This is a genomic window from Pseudomonas sp. AM14(2022) (assembly GCF_036346455.1).
GTDB classification, from domain to species: Bacteria; Pseudomonadota; Gammaproteobacteria; order Pseudomonadales; family Pseudomonadaceae; genus Aquipseudomonas; species Aquipseudomonas putida_A.
On the sequence record NZ_JAOTNY010000002.1, the window covers coordinates 260,090 to 277,767 of the forward strand.

Consider the following 17,678-nt stretch of genomic DNA (forward strand, 5'->3'; position numbering starts at 1 on the left):
CTGGCGCGCCTGATACCCACCGGCGCCCATAAAAACGGGTCGCCTACCAGAGAATTCTCAACCCCCGGTCGGCCTCCCGACCGGGGGTTTTGTTTTTTCAGGCCCCAAATTTTTCAGCAACACACCAGAACTTTGAGGAATCACGACATGAACTACGCCACTTATTACCGTTACGACACTTTTACCGCCTGGCGATTTAGCAACCTCCGCTCGGGACAGCCTGCCGCCTCCGATCGGTCACCCACAGGTGGCAAGCACACACACGCAGCCAATCCGGCCAATTGTCGAACACCCCAGTAGGGCCGAGTGAGCGGGAAACACCCGCCGCCAGCCCAGGAATCCCGAATATGAACTCGTCTGTTTCTGCTCTGCCACTGACCACCCTTGATTCTGCCAACGAAGCACTGACCCTGCGTCTGCCCAGCGCGTTGCAGCTCAAACAGCAATTGCCCCTGAGCAATGCCCTCGCCCAGCAAGTCGCAGCCCACCGCCAGGCGGTCCGCGCGATCCTCAATGGCGAAGACCATCGCCTGCTGGTCGTCGTCGGCCCTTGCTCGATTCATGACCCGCGATCCGCACTCGAATACGCCGAAAAACTTTCCCGCCTGGCCCATGAAGTCAGCGACGAGATGCTGCTGGTGATGCGCGCCTACATCGAAAAACCCCGCACCACCGTCGGCTGGAAAGGTCTGGCTTACGACCCGCACCTGGATGGCAGCGACGACATGGCTGGCGGCCTGACCCTTTCTCGTGAATTGATGCTTGAGATGATCCGCCTGGGCCTGCCCATCGCTACCGAGTTGCTGCAACCAATGGCGGCCGGCTACTTCGACGACCTGCTCAGTTGGGTTGCTATCGGTGCACGCACCACCGAATCGCAGATTCACCGGGAAATGGCCAGCGGCCTGAACATGCCCGTTGGTTTCAAGAACGGCACCGACGGTGGCGTAGGTGTAGCCGTCGACGCCATGCGCTCAGCAGCACATCCGCACCGACACTTCGGCGTCGACAGCCAAGGACACCCGGCGATCATCCAGACCCCGGGCAACCCCGACACTCATATAGTGCTGCGCGGCGGTCATCACGGTCCTAACTACGATCGCGAAAGCGTCGCCCGGGTACATGCCGACCTGAGCCGACTGAAAATTCCGAGCCGGATCATGGTCGACTGTAGCCACGCCAACAGCGGCAAGGACCCATTGCGCCAGCCCGACGTGTTCAACGCGGTTCTCGAACAACGCCTGCTGGGCGATCGTTCCTTGATCGGCATGATGATTGAATCCCACCTGTTCGAAGGCTGCCAGCCCTTAAGCCCCACACTGCGTTATGGCGTGTCGGTTACCGATGGTTGCCTTGGGTTCAGTGCGACGGAACAGTTGCTGTCGAGCGCTGCCGAACGTCTTCGAGACTGATGATCCGAGCAGCCTTTGCGGGCTTATCAAAATCCCGCAAAGGCTGAATCATCGCTCAGACTTCACCACCGGGTTATGCCCGCACCCGGATGCGTGTTATCTCGGAAGCCTGGCTGACATCATCCAGCCGCTCCACTGAATACGACACCTGCACCACAGTTTCCCGATGCTCTCGCCAGAAACGATAAGGCACGATGAATACCAAGGGCTCGCCTGCAGTTTCCCGGGTGATGTCCCGATCATCGCGGTGACTGAAATACTCACCATCGCATTTCAAGTAAACCAGCTCCCCCTCCTCGGCCTGGGCATTGCCGATCACCACGGTAATGCCATCCTCGGCATCTACTGCCTCCAGTTCGCCATCTTGCGCTTCCAGTACCTGCGGAGCTGCGAGCTCGCCTCGCATCAATGGCGCGATCAGAATTCGCGAGGTTGCAGAGTTCCTCACCTGCGCCGACCCTGACTCCACCCGGTAGCTGACGCTCACCTCCTGCATACGATGAGGGGCGATGCGATCTGCGGGTATCCAGAAAGACAGCGCTTCGCCGACAGCAAACGGCTCCACGAGCAACACATCACTGATCACCGGCAGTCCTTCGACACCTTGCCACGACAGGATGACCCGGTCCCCGACAGCCATGCGGGCGTAAGGTCGCACGATAACGCTAGTGCCCTGCGGAACACGGGCCGGATCGAGCGTCCCGCCCACCGTTTCTTCAAGGATCGGAGCCAGCAGATCGGGTTCCGGATCACCCACATTCAGCTGCAAACGCCTGGATGACACGGGCTTCTGCAGCGCAACGCTGTACAGCGTCCAGTAAACCTCCAGCGAGCCGCGCTCCAGCGCTGCGATGTGCAAACCCTTTATGACAAAGACGAGTTCCTGACCCACCTGACTTTCACTGACCGCACGAGTGGTTTCGTGAATATAGGGCAATCCTTCGTCATCCAGTCCTTGCCAGCTCAGCACAAGTTTGTCGCCGCACAACATGTTCGGGTAAGGCGCCACCCTGACGAATGCATGGTCCAGTGAAGGATCAAGCATTCCACCCTCCATAACCTCAAGCATCGGTGCAGGCAACCACGAGTCTGGAGAGTCTGCCGCCGCAGACGCGTGCCGATAGCAGAATTCGAAGTGGTCGCCGTCCACCTTCAAACTCAGAAGACGGTGTTCACCGGATTCATCCGGTACAGGGGACATATTTGACGCTGGTACCACAGAAGAATCGCCGGTGGCTTCGTATATAGACATTCGTAGCTCCATTCCTTGGATAAAACGCCGCCGTGAAGGCCGCGTCGAACGAAATCCATTGAACACCATCCAGCGACCGGCGGAAGTCAGCACAACGCCTTCCGTCGGCAGGGTAAATACACCGCATGACGTAGGCTTACGAAGCAGAATCCAGCGATACCGGGCAAAAGATTGCCAAATGTTCCGACTACCCTCTCAAGCAGAAGCGAAAATTCGTACCGCTTTTAGTCCAATTTCCTTTCAGTACAGAGGATTTTTCAGACATCGCCGACCCGCAGGCCTGTTTTACAGTGGCACGCACCAACCACTGACAAGCATCTGCAAAAGAGGCAGGAACATGCAACGGAATGCGACAACCCGCTACCCCATCCTTTTGGTCCATGGCCTGTTCGGGTTTGACCGTATCGGCCATTTCGAGCTTTTTCATGATGTCAAGCAAGCGCTGAGGGAGGCAGGCGGGCAAGTGTTTGTGCCGCAGCTGTCCGCAACCCATGACAACGAAGTTCGCGGCCAGCAATTGATGTTCCAGATCGAGCGCGTTCTGCGAGGCACCGGCGCCGGTAAAGTCAACCTGATCGGACATAGCCAGGGCGCGCTGGCATGCCGTTATGCCGCTGCGCTCGCGCCGGAGAAAGTCGCCTCGGTGACATCGGTCAGCGGCCCCAATCACGGCTCGGAACTGGCTGACGCCTTACGCCTGGCGCTGGTTCCGGGAGGCCTGCCGGAGCAGGTGGCGGAGCACGCTGCGACACAGTTTGCGCGATTCCTCTCGCTGCTCAGCGGTCAACCGGGTCTGCCGCAGGCCGCCGTAGCCGCACTCAATGCCCTGACGACTGCGGACGTCGGGCAATTCAACAAAAAATACCCTCAAGGCCTGCCTTCGACGTGGGGCGGCCAGGGGGCGGAACGGGTCAATGACGTCCACTACTACTCCTGGAGCGGCACGCTGCAGGACAATTTGTTGCAGGCTCTGGATCCAGTGCATTCCGTCTGCCACGCATTATCCAGCCATTTCGTCACGGAGGCCGGACAGAACGATGGTTTCGTGGGCCGTTACAGTTCTCACCTGGGCCGGGTCATCCGCTCCGACTATCCCCTCAATCACCTTGGCAGCTTGCGCCATCCGGGCGGGTTGCGAATACCCGGCGCGGATCCCGTCGACCTTTATGTCGAACACGCGATGCGCCTGAAAGCCGCGCAACTGTAGATGTGCGTCAATGTACCGAGTGGAACTTTGCCGAGAAATCGCTTACTGAATCCGGTAGGCTCCACACTTTACTGAAATAGATCGGAGAATTTCCCCATGGCTAAAGCCACTGCCCGCCACATCCTGGTTTCCAGCGAAGACAAGTGCAACGAACTCAAGGCCCAGATCGAAGGCGGTGCTGACTTCGCCGAAGTCGCCAAGGCCAACTCCACCTGCCCGTCCAGCCGTCAGGGCGGCGATCTGGGTTCGTTCGGTCCTGGCCAGATGGTCAAGGAGTTCGACACCGTAGTCTTCAGCGCGCCAATCAACGTCGTGCAAGGCCCGGTGAAGACCCAGTTCGGTTATCACCTGCTCGAAGTCACCAGCCGCCAGGACTGATCCGTCGCCTGACTGCTGTTCCAACGGCCCGCCTTTTGGTGGGCCGTTGTGTTTTGGTTACAGGATACGGCTGGCGACTGACGCGCCGCTCGCGTACAAATTGCGCTTATCGATCACCCGGCTTTAAGGCTGACAATGCGACTGGCTTTCCCGACTTTACTGTTCACTGCCGTGGCCCTGCTATTGGGCGCCGCCGGTGTGAACGCCACCCCGCAACATGCGTTGACCGTCTATGGCGAACCTGCCAAATACCCGGCCGGTTTCAGCCATTTCGACTACACCAATCCGCGGGCGCCCAAGGGCGGCAACATGCGCCGCTCGGCGATAGAGATCGGGCATTTCGATCACATCCTGCCTTATATAGATAAAGGCATCGGCGTCACCCAGATCGACGGCATGCTCTATTCGCCGCTGGCCCAGCGCTCGATGGACGAGCCCTACACGGTCTATGGCCTGGTGGCGCAAAAGATGGAGCGCTCGGAGGATGGTCTGTCGCTGCGCTTCTTCATCGATCCCAAGGCGCGTTTTGCCGACGGCAAGCCGATCACTGCCGAAGACGTGCGCTACACCTATGACCTGTTGATGACCCAGGGCAGCCTGCGCTATCGCACGCAGTTCGCCGACGTCAAAGGCGTGGAAGTGGAAGCGCCGCTGACCGTGCGCTTCGATTTCAAGAGCAACGAGAACCGCACCCTGCCGCTGGACATTGCCACCCTGCCGGTATTCCCCGAGCACTGGTGGAAAACCCGCGACTTCGCTGGCGGTGGCGGTTATGAACCACCACTGGGCAGCGGCCCGTATCGGGTCGGCAAGGTCGACTCCGGGCGCAGCCTCACCTTTGAACGCAACCCCGACTGGTGGGGCAAGGACCTGCCTGTCAGTCGCGGCCTGTATAACTTCGATCACTTCAGCATCGAATATTTCGGCGACACCGATGTCGCCCGCCAGGTATTGCGCGGCGGTGCCTATGACTACAATCGCGAGTTTTCCGCCACCGGCTACTCGATCGGTTACGACAGCCCTGCGCTGAGTGACGGCCGCTTGCAGAAAGCCCACCTGGCCACCGAGGCCCCGCAATCGGCGCAGGGCTTCGTGTTCAACCTGCAGAAACCGATGTTCCAGGATCGTCGGGTGCGCCAGGCGCTGGCGATGCTCTGGGATTTCGAGTGGAGCAACCGGCAGATGATGCGCAACATGTACATCCGCCAGCAGAGCTATTTCTCCAATACCGCACTGGCAGCCCGCGAGTTGCCGGATGCCGCCGAGCTGAAAATCCTCGAGCCGTTGCGCGGGCAGGTTCCCGACGAAGTGTTCACCCAGGTCTTCGAGGCGCCGAAAACCGATGGCAGCGGGCTGATCCGCGACAAGCAACTGCAAGCCCTGGAACTGCTCGAACAGGCTGGCTGGAAACCCGAGGGCGACCAACTGGTCAACGCCGAAGGCGAACCTTTGAGTTTCACCTTTCTGGTCAGCCAGAACGGTATGGATCGCCTGCTTCTGCCTTACAAGCGCACGCTGAAGCAGATCGGCATTGAGCTGAATATCCGTCGCATCGACTCCTCGCAATACGTCAATCGCCTGATGAGCCGCGACTACGACATGATCGTCACCGGCTACCCGGTCAGCACGTCTCCGGGGGGCGAGCTGCTCAACTACTTCGGTTCGATATCGGCCAACGACCCCGGCGCCAACAACTACATGGTGCTGAAGAATCCGGCGGTCGACACCCTGATCAACGGCCTGATCCGCGCCTCGACCCAAAGCGACATGTTGCACTACGCCCACGCGCTGGATCGGGTGCTGCAGTGGAACTACTACTGGATTCCCAACTATTACCCGCCGGGCACCTCCACCGTCTGGTGGAACCGCTTCGGCATGCCGGCGATCCAGGCCAGCAATGACGAAGCCATCGAGAGCTGGTGGGAAATCAGCAGCACGCCGTTGACCAACCAACAGATGACCGCCGAAAAAATCGGGCGTGGCAGACCCGGAGGACCGCACTGATGTGGGCATACATTCTGCGGCGCCTGCTGCTGATCATTCCGACGCTGGTGATCATCCTGCTGGTCAATTTCGTGATCATTCAGGCCGCACCCGGCGGCCCGGTCGAACAGGCCATCGCCCATCTGCAAGGGATCGGCGGTGCGAGTGTCGGCGGCAGTTCCAGCGAAACCATGAGCAACACTTCGCGTGCCAGCCGTGGCCTCGATCCGCAACTGATCAAGGACATCGAAAAACAGTACGGTTTCGACAAACCGGCGCATGAGCGGCTGTGGCTGATGCTCAAGAACTACGCGCAGCTGGACTTCGGCAAAAGCTTTTTCCGCGGTGCGACGGTCACCGATCTGATTCTGGAAAAAATGCCGGTGACCATTTCTCTCGGCTTGTGGGCGACGCTGATCACCTATCTGGTGTCGATCCCGCTGGGCATCCGCAAAGCGGTGCATCACGGCAGCCATTTCGACATCTGGAGCAGTACCGCGATCATCATCGGCTACGCGATGCCGGCGTTTCTGTTCGCAATGTTTCTGATCGTGGTGTTTGCCGGTGGCACGTCATTGAACTGGTTTCCAGTGCGTGGTCTGGTCTCGGACAACTTCGAATCGCTGTCGACCCTGGGCAAGATTGCCGATTACTTCTGGCACCTGGTGTTGCCGGTGACGGCGCTGGTGATTGGCGGCTTCGCCACGCTGACGATTCTCACCAAGAACTCGTTCCTCAATGAAATCACCCGCCAGTACGTAGTCACCGCCCGCGCCAAAGGCTTGAGCGAGCGCCGCGTGCTTTACGGCCATGTGTTCCGCAATGCGATGCTGCTGGTGGTCTCGGGGATTCCGCAGGCGTTCATCAGTGTGTTCTTTGCCGGTTCGCTGTTGATCGAAGTGATCTTCTCTCTCGACGGCCTCGGCCGCATGAGTTACGAAGCGGCGGTTTCTCGCGATTATCCGGTGGTGTTCGGCTCGCTGTTCATCTTCACCCTGTTCGGCCTCCTGATAAAACTGATCGGCGACTTGTGCTACACCCTGGTCGACCCACGTATCGACTTCGCCGCGAGGAACGCCTGATGTTCAAGCTCTCGCCCCTGGGCCGTCGCCGTTTTGCGCGATTCAAGAAAAACCGCCGTGGCTGGTGGTCGTTGTGGCTGTTTATCGGACTGTTCGTGGTGACGCTGGGCGGTGAACTGATCGCCAATGACAAACCACTGGTGGTGAGCTACCAGAACCAGCTCTACTTCCCGGTCTTCAAGCGCTACACCGAACAGGAGTTTGGCGGGCAATTGCCGTTCCAGGCCGATTATCGCAGTGACTATGTGCAGAACCTGATCCGCAAGGACGGTGGCTGGCTGCTGTTCCCGCCGATCCCGTTCAGCGACGACACGCCCAACTACGACCTCAATCAGCCAGCACCGAGCCCGCCCTCGAAGGTCAACTGGCTCGGCACCGACGATCAGGCGCGTGATGTGTTGGCGCGGGTGATTTTCGGTGCCCGGGTATCGATCCTGTTTGCCCTGATGCTGACCGCCGTCAGCGCGCTGATCGGCATTGCCGCCGGCGCCCTGCAAGGCTATTACGGCGGTTGGGTCGATCTGCTCGGGCAGCGTTTGCTGGAGGTCTGGAGCGGATTGCCGGTGCTGTACCTGCTGATCATTTTGTCCGGCTTTGTCGAGCCGAATTTCTGGTGGCTGCTGGGAATCATGGCGCTGTTTTCATGGCTGGCACTGGTGGATGTGGTGCGCGCCGAGTTCCTGCGCGGGCGTAATCTGGAATACGTCAAAGCGGCGCGCGCGTTGGGCCTGAGCGACCGCAAGGTGATTTTCCGGCACATCCTGCCCAATGCGATGAACGCGACGCTGAGTTACTTGCCGTTCATTCTGACCGGCGCAATTTCCACCCTTACCGCCCTCGACTTCCTCGGTTTCGGCATGCCCGCCGGCAGCGCTTCGCTGGGCGAACTGATTGGTCAGGGCAAGCAGAACCTGCAAGCGCCGTGGCTCGGGCTGACGGCATTCTTCACCTTGGCGCTGATTCTTTCTTTACTGGTGTTCATCGGCGAAGCGTTACGTGACGCGTTCGACCCTCGATCCTGAAGTGTGACCATGACTGATAACCTGATCGAAATCCGTGACCTGAACGTCGCCTTCCATGGCCAGCCGGCGGTGCGCGACCTGTGCCTGGACATCCGGCCCGGCGAGTGCCTGGCGCTGGTCGGCGAGTCAGGCTCGGGCAAATCGGTGACTGCGCATTCGATTCTGCAGTTGCTCCCCGAAGGCGATGCGCAAACCAGCGGCAGCATTCGCTATCGCGGTCAGGAACTGCTCGGTGCCGATCCAAAGGTCTTGCGTGAGCTACGCGGCAACCGGATCGCAATGATCTTCCAGGAGCCGATGACCTCGCTCAATCCGCTGCACACCATCGAAAAGCAGATCGGCGAAACGCTGCTGGTGCATCGCGGTCTGGGCGGTAAAGCGGCGCAGCAGCGCATCCTTGAACTGCTGGAACTGGTGGGCATTCAAAAGCCCAAAGAGCGCCTCAAGGCCTATCCGCATCAACTGTCCGGCGGCCAGCGGCAACGAGTAATGATCGCCATGGCGCTGGCTTGCGAGCCGGAACTGCTGATCGCTGACGAGCCGACCACCGCGCTGGATGTGACAGTGCAACGCAAGATCCTGCTGCTACTCAAATCCCTGCAACAACGCCTGGGCATGTCGCTGCTGCTGATCAGTCACGACCTCAATCTGGTGCGCAGCATTGCGCAACGGGTGTGTGTGATGAAGGCTGGCGAAATCGTCGAGCAAGCCCCGTGCGAAACCCTGTTTACCGAACCGAAACACCCTTACAGCTGCGTGCTGCTCAACGCCGAGCCGGAAGGCGAAGCCCTGCCCCGCGATGAACGCGAGAACGTGCTGGAGGTGGATGATCTGCGGGTCGAGTTCGTCGTCGGTGGCGGGCTGTTCCAACGCAAACAATATTTGCGGGCGGTGGACGGCATCAGCCTGAATATCCAGCGCGGCAAAACCCTGGGCATTGTTGGTGAGTCCGGTTCGGGCAAGTCGACCCTGGGCCAGGCGATTCTGCGGTTGCTCGATTCCGAGGGCAGTATCCGTTTTCAGGGCACCGCCCTCGACGGCCTCGATCAGAAGCAATTGCGACCATGGCGTCGGCAGATGCAGGTGGTGTTTCAGGATCCGTTCGGCAGCCTCAGTCCACGGATGTCGGTGGCGCAGATCATCAGTGAAGGGCTGGAGGTGCATTGTCAGTCCAGCGCCGATGAGTGCGATGCACAGGTGATCCGCGTGCTCAAGGAGGTCGGCCTGGATCCGGAAAGCCGTCATCGCTACCCGCACGAGTTTTCCGGCGGTCAGCGCCAGCGCATCGCCATCGCCCGGGCACTGGTGCTGAAACCGGCGCTGATCCTGCTCGACGAGCCAACTTCGGCCCTTGATCGTACCGTGCAGAAACAAGTCGTCGCCCTGCTCCGCGACCTTCAGGAAAAACACGGTTTGACCTACCTGTTCATCAGCCACGACCTGGCGGTGGTGCGGGCGCTGGCGCATGACATGATCGTGATCAAGGACGGCAAGGTGGTTGAGCGCGGTGCCAGCCATGATGTATTCGACTCACCGCAGCATCCTTACACCAAAGAGCTGTTGGCGGCGGCGCATCCGGGGTAGGCATAATCGGCGCTTGCCTTGATACCGAGTCGCATCTATCGCGAGCAGGCTCACTCCTACAGTGGAACGCCTTTCAAATGTAGGAGTGAGCCTGCTCGCGATGGCGTCGCCACAGCCGAAACACATCCAGGATCTGCCAGATGAACACCACCGAAAGCCTCAAGGACTACCAACGCGTGCGCACGCTGGCGATCCGCTCGCTGTTCGAGATCATCGAGCAGTCCAGCGAAGGCACGGTGATTGTCGATCGTGACGCGAACATCGTCTGGATGAACGAACGCTATGCCCGGCGTTTCGGTCTTGAGTCAGCGAAAAAAGCCATCGGCCAACCCTGCGAAAGCGTGATTCCCGGCAGCCTGCTGCGTGAAGTGGTGCGCACCGGCCGGCCGATCCTGCTGGACATGCAGGACACACCGAAAGAGCCGCTGGTGGTGATGCGTCTGCCGATCCACGACGATGCCGGGGCGGTGATCGGCGCCATCGGTTTTGCCCTGTTCGATGAATTACGCAGCCTGTCGCCGATGCTCAAGCGCTACCTGAGCATGCAGGAAGAACTCGCCTCGACCCGCTCGCTGCTGCGGGCCCGGCAGACCAAATACAACTTTGCCCATTTCATCGGTACCAGCAACGCCAGCCTCGAGGTCAAACGCCGCGCCCGCCGCAGTGCGAGCACCGATTCACCCGTGTTGCTGCTCGGCGAAACCGGCACCGGCAAGGAGTTGCTGGCTCAGGCGATTCACAGCGCTTCGCCCCGGGCGCACAAAGCCTTCGTCAGCATCAACAGTGCGGCGATTCCCGAAGCGCTGCTGGAAGCCGAGTTTTTCGGCACCGCGCCTGGCGCGTTTACCGGCGCTGACCGCAAGGGTCGTACCGGCAAATTGCAGATCGCTCAGGGCGGTACGCTGTTTCTCGATGAGATCGGCGACATGCCGTTGCCGCTGCAAAGCAAACTGCTGAGGGTGCTGCAGGAAAAGGAGTTCGAGCCGGTTGGCTCCAACGACGTGATCCAGAGCGATGTGCGAGTGATCGCGGCGACTTCGACCGATCTGCAAGCCGCGATCAAGCGCGGTGAGTTCCGCGCCGACCTGTATTACCGGCTCAACGTGCTGCCGATCCAGGTTCCGCCGCTGCGCGAACGTCTCGACGATCTGCCGGCGCTCAGCGAGGCGATTCTTGAAGAACTGCGCAGCCAGCATGAACTGAGTCGCGCAGCGCTGAACCTGCTCGGACAACATGCGTGGCCGGGCAACATCCGCGAATTGCGCAACGTGCTGGAGCGCGCAGCGCTGCTCAGCGACGACCTGATCCTCACCGAAGAGGATATTCGCGCTGCAATCGGCACCTTCACACCGGTTGAACGCCCGTCTGCAACCACGCTGGACCCGTCGGCGGAAGAAACCTTTGCCGAGGCACGGCAGCGGTTTGACCGGCAGCTGATCCAGTCTGCCCTCGCGCAATGTGCGGGCAAAGTGCCGGAGGCAGCGGCTCGGCTGGGGTTGGGGCGCTCGACGTTGTACAAGAAGATGCTGGCCTTGGGTATCGCCGAGTCTCAATAAAGAGACCCAAGTCTCCAATAAAAGACAGCAGCAAAAGCTTCGCGAGCAAGCCCGCTCCCACAGGGGATATGCATTCCAACTGTGGGAGCGGGCTTGCTCGCGAAGGCGTCCGCCCTCTCTACAAAAATCTCAAAAGAGAGACAGCTCTTCAACTCTCAACACGCTTCAACCCATAAAACCCTTATATTTCAATGACTTGAGAATCTGGCACAGATCTCGCTAACACCTCTACTGCATCCGCTTCACCCACAAAAATAACAATCCCTGGAGACACTCCATGAGTGTGATCATTGCCTTGGCAGCCCTCGCGCTGCTGATGCTCGCCGCCTACCGTGGCTACAGCGTCATCCTCTTCGCCCCGATTGCAGCCCTCGGCGCTGTCCTGCTCACTGACCCTTCCGCCGTCGCGCCTGCCTTCACCGGGGTGTTCATGGAGAAAATGGTCGGTTTCATCAAACTGTATTTCCCGGTGTTCCTGCTCGGTGCCGTGTTCGGCAAGTTGATCGAATTGTCGGGGTTCTCCCGTTCGATCGTGGCCGCAGCGATTCGCTTGCTCGGCACGCGTCAGGCGATGCTGGTGATCGTGCTGGTTTGCGCCTTGCTCACTTACGGCGGCGTGTCGTTGTTCGTGGTGGTGTTTGCGGTGTATCCATTTGCCGCGGAAATGTTCCGCCAGAGCAACATTCCCAAGCGCCTGATCCCGGCAACCATTGCCCTCGGCGCATTCTCGTTCACCATGGACGCCCTGCCCGGCACGCCGCAGATTCAGAACATCATTCCCAGCACCTTCTTCAATACCACCGCGTGGGCCGCGCCGTGGCTGGGGGTGATCGGCACAATCTTCGTGTTCTGCGCCGGCATGCTGTTCCTGCAGCGCCAACGCAACAAGGCCCAGCGCGCCGGCGAAGGTTATGGCACCGAGCTGCGTAACGAGCCGGAAACCGCCGAAGACCTGAAGCTGCCAAACCCATGGATCGCCCTGTCGCCGCTGCTGGCGGTGGGCATCATGAACCTGCTGTTCACCCAGTGGATTCCGCAGTGGTACGGCAAGACCCACAGCCTCGCGTTGCCGGGGATGGCCACGCCGGTGACCACGGAAATCGCCAAGCTCACCGCAATCTGGGCGGTGCAGGCGGCATTGCTGATCGGCATCCTGATGGTGTTGGTGTTCGGCTTCAAGGCGATCCGCAGCAAACTCGCCGAAGGCAGCAAAAGCGCGGTCAGCGGTGCATTGCTGGCGGCGATGAACACCGCCTCGGAATACGGCTTCGGCGCGGTAATCGCTTCGTTGCCGGGTTTTCTGGTACTGGCCGACTGGCTCAAGCAAATCCCCAATCCGCTGGTCAACGAAGCGATCACCGTGACCCTGCTGGCGGGTATCACCGGTTCGGCATCGGGCGGCGATGTCCGAGCAGTTCATCGCGGCGGCGCACGCGGCGAACATTCCGCTGGAAGTGCTGCACCGCGTGGCCGCGATGGCCAGCGGCGGCATGGACACCCTGCCGCACAACGGTGCGGTGATTACCCTGCTGGCGGTCACTGGCCTGACCCACCGCGAAGCCTATAAAGACATTTTCTGTATTACGCTGATCAAGACCCTCGCGGTCTTCGTAGTGATCGGCACTTTCTACGCCACTGGCATTGTGTGAGGTATTCATGACGACTCTTTCGGGCAAGACCGCACTGGTTACCGGTTCCACCAGCGGCATCGGCCTGGGCATCGCCCTGAGCCTGGCCAAGGCCGGCGCCAACCTGATTCTCAACGGTTTCGGTGATGCCTCGAGCGTGATCGCCGAAGTCGGCCAGTTCGGCGGCAAGGTCGGTCATCATCCGGCGGACGTCAGCGACCCGGCGCAGATTGCCGACATGATTGCTTACGCCGAACGCGAATTCGGCGGCGTCGACATTCTGGTCAACAACGCCGGGATCCAGCACGTGGCGGCCGTGGAGGAGTTTCCGGTGGAGCGCTGGGACTCGATCATCGCGATCAACCTTTCATCGGTGTTCCACAGCACCCGCCTGAGCCTGCCGGGCATGCGCGCCAAGGGTTGGGGGCGAATCGTCAACATTGCCTCGGTGCATGGTCAGGTGGGATCGACCGGTAAAGCCGCGTATGTCGCGGCCAAGCATGGGGTGATCGGTTTGACCAAAGTGGTCGGGCTCGAAACGGCTACCAGTAATGTGACCTGCAACGCGATCTGCCCGGGCTGGGTGCTGACGCCGCTGGTGCAGAAACAGATCGATGATCGCGCCGCCAAAGGCGTTGATCCGCAGCAGGCGCAGCATGATTTACTGGCGGAGAAGCAGCCGTCGCTGGAGTTCGTCACACCGCAGCATCTTGGGGAATTGGTGTTGTTTCTGTGCAGCGAGGCTGGCAGCCAGGTGCGGGGAGCTGCGTGGAATATTGATGGAGGCTGGTTGGCGCAGTAATGCTGCGCCCCTGTAGGAGCGAGCCTGCTCGCGAAAGCGGTGTATCAGCCAACATCAATGTTGAATGTAATTCCGCTATCGCGAGCAGGCTCACTCCTACAAGTGATGTGTCATGAACAACAAAACAAGAGGCAAACCAATGTCCGACCTCCTCTGGCAACCCGACGCCGAGCGTATCGCCCAATCGTGCATGGATCAGTTCCGCCGCGACATCAATCAGCGCCATGGCCTGGCGCTGAGCAGCTACACCGACCTGCACCGCTGGAGCGTGGAACAGCGCGAAGCGTTCTGGCAGGCGATCGTCGATTTCTTCGACATCCGCTTTCACACCCAGCCCGACGCCGTCCTGCGTGAAGGCGCGCAGATGCCCAGTGCCGAATGGTTTCCCGGCGCGACCCTGAACTTTGCAGAACACCTGCTGCGCCGTCGTGACGATGCCGTTGCAGTGATCGCCGTGGCGGAAAACGGTCAGCGCGAACAGCTGACCTGGGCCGAACTGGCCGAGCACGTCGCCGGTTTTCAGGCCAGCCTGCAAGCCGCCGGTGTCGGCCTCGGCGACCGCGTGGCCGCGTGCATGCCCAACACCTGGCAGACTCTGGTGGCGATGCTCGCGACCACCAGCCTCGGGGCGATCTGGTCGTGCTCGTCGCCGGACTTCGGCACCCACGGCGTGATCGACCGTTTCGGCCAGATCGAACCCAACGTGCTGATCACCTGCGCCGGCTACCGTTATGCCGGTAAAGACATCGATCAGACCACCAAGGTCAACGAAATCCTCGCGCAACTGCCATCGCTGCAGCAGTTGATCATTGTGCCCTACGCTCGCGCGCAGGCCCTTACCGAGGATTACCAAACCCACGCCAACGTGACGTTGTGGGACGAGTTCTACCAACCCGGCGGCGAACTGCGGTTTGTCCCGGTGCCGTTCAATCACCCGTTGTACGTGCTGTATTCCAGTGGCACCACCGGCGTGCCGAAATGCATCGTGCACAGCACCGGCGGCGTGCTGCTGCAGCATGCCAAGGAGCATGGGCTGCACGTCGATCTCAGCCCCGGTGACCGGTTGTTCTACTACACCACTTGCGGCTGGATGATGTGGAACTGGCTGGTCTCGGCCCTCGCGGTCGGCAGCGCGGTGGTGTTGTATGACGGCTCGCCGTTTCACCCCGGCCATGAGCGACTGCTGGATCTGATCGACGACGAGCGCATCAGTGTGTTCGGCACCAGCCCCAAGTTTCTCGCGACCCTGGAAAGCAGCGGTTTGAAGCCTGCGCGCAGCCATGATCTGAGTAGTCTGAAGACACTGCTCTGCACCGGCTCCGCGCTGTCGCCGCAGAGTTATGACTTCGTCTACCGCGACTTTAAGCGCGATGTGTGCCTGGCGTCGATGTCCGGCGGCACCGATGTGGTGTCGTGCTTCGTCAACGGTAATCCGCTGTCGGCGGTGCGCCGCGGCGAAATCATGGGCAAGAGCCTGGGCATGGCGGTTGAAGTGTGGAACGACGCCGGCGTTGCCGTGATCGGCGAAAAAGGCGAGCTGGTCTGCACCCGGCACTTCCCGGCGATGCCCGTCGGGCTGTGGCATGACCCTGACGGCGCAACACTGCGCAAATCCTATTTCAGCCTGTTCCCCGGTGTCTGGGCCCAGGGCGACTACGCCGAGCAATTGCCCCACGGCGGGATGCTGATCCACGGCCGCTCCGACGCCGTGCTCAACCCCGGCGGCGTGCGCATCGGCACGGCGGAAATCTATCGTCAGGTCGAGAAAGTCCCGCAGGTGCTGGACAGCGTGGCGATCGGGCAGCAATGGCAGGACGATGTGCGCGTAGTGCTGTTTGTCCGTCTGCAGGATGGCGTGACGCTGGATGACCACCTGCAACAACAGATCCGCCAGGTGATCCGCGCCAACACCACGCCGCGCCATGTGCCGGCGAAGATCGTCGCGGTGACCGATATTCCGCGCACCATCAGCGGCAAGGTGGTGGAACTCGCGGTGCGCAATGTGGTGCATGGCGAAGTGGTAAAAAATACCGATGCGTTGGCTAATCCTGAAGCGCTGGAACAGTTTCGCAATCGCCCGGAATTGTCGGACTGATCCCAATCCCTTGTGGGAGCGGGCTTGCTCGCGAATGCAATCTGTCAGTCGATAACAATGTGACTGATACACCGCTTTCGCGAGCAAGCCCGCTCCCACAGGGGTCAGGTGTTAATCCATCAGGCCCCAATCGCCTGATATTGGGGGCGCCGGCAGCAGCCCCGCAATCGCCCGGAGCTGTCGGATTAGCACGCCATACCCTTGTGGGAGCGGGCTTGCTCGCGAAAGCGGTGTGTCAGTCCCGCTGATATCGACTGATGGATCGCATTCGCGAGCAAGCCCGCTCCCACAGGGGTGGGGTGTTAATCCATCAAGCCCCAATCGCCTGATATTGGGGGCGCCGGCAGCGACCCCGCAATCGTCCAGAGCTTTCGGATTAGCACGCCATCCCCTTGTGGGAGCGGGCTTGCTCGCGAAAGCGGTGTGTCAGTCCCGCTGATATCGACTGATGGATTGCATTCACGAGCAAGCCCGCTCCCACAGGGGTGAGGTGTTAATCCATCAGGCCCCAGTCGCCTGATGATGAGGGCGCGGGCGCTGGCCCCGCCTCGGCATGCAGCTTCAAACGCAGCCGCAGATTGTTCTGCGAATCGGCATGTTTGAACGCTTCGTCCTCACTGATCACGCCCTCCACCACCAGCCCGTACAGCGCCGCGTCGAAGGTCTGCATGCCGACCTCGCCAGACTTCTCCATGATGCCCTTGAGTTCACCCAACTCGTTGCGCCGGATCAGGTCGGCGATGGTCGGGGTGCCGAGCATCACTTCGACCGCCGCCCGGCGCTGACCGTCCAAAGTGCGCACCAGCCGTTGCGAGACGAACGCTTTGAGATTGTTGCCCAGCGCGTGCAGCAACTGCGGGCGGCGCTCTTCGGGGAACAGATTGACGATACGGTCCAGCGCCTGATTGGCGTTGTGCGCATGCAGCGTCGACAGCACGAGGTGCCCGGTATCGGCAAATGTCAGCGCATGCTCCATGGTTTCGCGGTCGCGGATCTCGCCGATCAGCACCACATCCGGGGCCTGACGCAGGGTGTTTTTCAGCGCCGCATGGAAACTGCGGGTATCGACGCCGACTTCGCGTTGATTGATGATCGAGCGCTGGTGTCGATGGATATACTCCACCGGGTCTTCGATGGTGATGATGTGCCCGCTGCTGTGGCGGTTGCGGTGATCGATCAATGCGGCCAGCGAGGTGGATTTGCCGGAGTCGGTGGCACCAACGAACAGGATCAGCCCCTGTTTGAGCATCACCGTTTCCTGTATCACCGGCGGCAGCTTAAGGTCTTCGAAGCGCGGGATATCGAGTTTGACGTTGCGGATCACGATTGACACATCATTGCGTTGCTTGAAGATGTTCACCCGAAACCGTCCGATGCCCGTACGGGAAATTGCCAGGTTCATTTCCAGATCCCGATCGAACTCGCGCCGTTGCTCGGCGTCCATCAGGGAGTTGGCGATGGCCTCGACCTCGCCGGGCTTGAACGGCCGCTCGCCGAACGGCGTCAGCACGCCATCGATGCGCGCACTGGGTGGCGCTCCCGTGGACAGGAACAGGTCAGAGCCGTGCTGGCTCGACAGACGGAGCAACAGTGCATCGATTTCCATGGCAATAAGCACCCGCGAAGCATTCAATGAACAGAAATGACCCGCTGTCGTGACGTCACGGGTCATACAGC

Annotated in this window: 12 protein-coding genes and 1 pseudogene; 11 read left to right on the forward strand and 2 right to left on the reverse strand. The window is 60.5% G+C overall.

The features are described 5' to 3' along the window. Nucleotides 1-347: 347 nt before the first annotated feature. The gene (locus tag V3W27_RS04860; RefSeq protein WP_150368390.1) at nt 348-1,412 is read left to right on the forward strand and encodes a 3-deoxy-7-phosphoheptulonate synthase; all 1,065 of its coding nucleotides are present in this window, start codon (nt 348-350) and stop codon (nt 1,410-1,412) included. Nucleotides 1,413-1,485: 73 nt separating this feature from the next. Here V3W27_RS04860 and V3W27_RS04865 read toward each other — a convergent pair whose 3' ends face one another. After that, nucleotides 1,486-2,664 carry a hypothetical protein gene (locus tag V3W27_RS04865; protein ID WP_330206050.1) on the reverse strand — a complete coding sequence of 393 codons (1,179 nt, stop codon included), beginning with the start codon at nt 2,662-2,664 and terminating at the stop codon, nt 1,486-1,488. 337 nt (nt 2,665-3,001) lie between these two features. Here V3W27_RS04865 and V3W27_RS04870 point away from each other — a divergent pair, with 337 nt between their 5' ends. The 10 genes and pseudogenes from V3W27_RS04870 (at nt 3,002) to V3W27_RS04915 (ending at nt 16,001) form a co-directional block, all read left to right on the forward strand. After that, nucleotides 3,002-3,871, forward strand: a complete 870-nt coding sequence (locus V3W27_RS04870; protein WP_027612669.1) for an esterase/lipase family protein — start codon at nt 3,002-3,004, stop codon at nt 3,869-3,871. A 96-nt stretch (nt 3,872-3,967) separates the two neighbouring features. Continuing rightward, entirely contained in the window at nt 3,968-4,249 is a 282-nt protein-coding gene (locus V3W27_RS04875; protein ID WP_007912303.1) for a peptidylprolyl isomerase, read from the forward strand. A gap of 135 nt (nt 4,250-4,384) precedes the next feature. Beyond that, entirely contained in the window at nt 4,385-6,253 is a 1,869-nt protein-coding gene (locus V3W27_RS04880) for an extracellular solute-binding protein (RefSeq protein ID WP_330206051.1), read from the forward strand. Beyond that, nucleotides 6,253-7,314, forward strand: a complete 1,062-nt coding sequence (locus V3W27_RS04885; RefSeq protein WP_027612667.1) for a microcin C ABC transporter permease YejB — start codon at nt 6,253-6,255, stop codon at nt 7,312-7,314. The genes V3W27_RS04880 and V3W27_RS04885 overlap by 1 nt, the downstream gene beginning before the upstream one ends. Continuing rightward, a complete protein-coding gene (locus tag V3W27_RS04890; RefSeq protein WP_098964175.1) occupies nt 7,314-8,336 on the forward strand; it encodes an ABC transporter permease in 1,023 nt (340 codons plus the stop codon). The genes V3W27_RS04885 and V3W27_RS04890 overlap by 1 nt, the downstream gene beginning before the upstream one ends. Before the next feature lie 9 nt (nt 8,337-8,345). Further along, nucleotides 8,346-9,920: an ABC transporter ATP-binding protein gene (locus V3W27_RS04895; protein ID WP_135295905.1), complete on the forward strand. Its 1,575-nt coding sequence runs from the start codon at nt 8,346-8,348 to the stop codon at nt 9,918-9,920. Between the two features lie 140 nt (nt 9,921-10,060). Further along, on the forward strand, nt 10,061-11,476 hold the full coding sequence (locus tag V3W27_RS04900; RefSeq protein ID WP_330206052.1) for a sigma-54 interaction domain-containing protein: 1,416 nt from the start codon (nt 10,061-10,063) through the stop codon (nt 11,474-11,476). 277 nt (nt 11,477-11,753) lie between these two features. Beyond that, a pseudogene (locus V3W27_RS04905) lies at nt 11,754-13,125 on the forward strand (GntP family permease). 7 nt (nt 13,126-13,132) lie between these two features. Beyond that, nucleotides 13,133-13,906 (forward strand): 3-hydroxybutyrate dehydrogenase, encoded by a 774-nt coding sequence (hbdH, locus tag V3W27_RS04910; RefSeq protein WP_047294787.1) that lies wholly within the window; start codon nt 13,133-13,135, stop codon nt 13,904-13,906. Nucleotides 13,907-14,045: 139 nt separating this feature from the next. Continuing rightward, nucleotides 14,046-16,001 carry an acetoacetate--CoA ligase gene (locus V3W27_RS04915; protein ID WP_330206053.1) on the forward strand — a complete coding sequence of 652 codons (1,956 nt, stop codon included), beginning with the start codon at nt 14,046-14,048 and terminating at the stop codon, nt 15,999-16,001. A gap of 493 nt (nt 16,002-16,494) precedes the next feature. Here V3W27_RS04915 and V3W27_RS04920 read toward each other — a convergent pair whose 3' ends face one another. Next, nucleotides 16,495-17,607, reverse strand: coding sequence for a PilT/PilU family type 4a pilus ATPase (locus V3W27_RS04920; RefSeq protein ID WP_330206054.1), 1,113 nt, complete (start codon nt 17,605-17,607; stop codon nt 16,495-16,497). Nucleotides 17,608-17,678 lie beyond the last annotated feature (71 nt).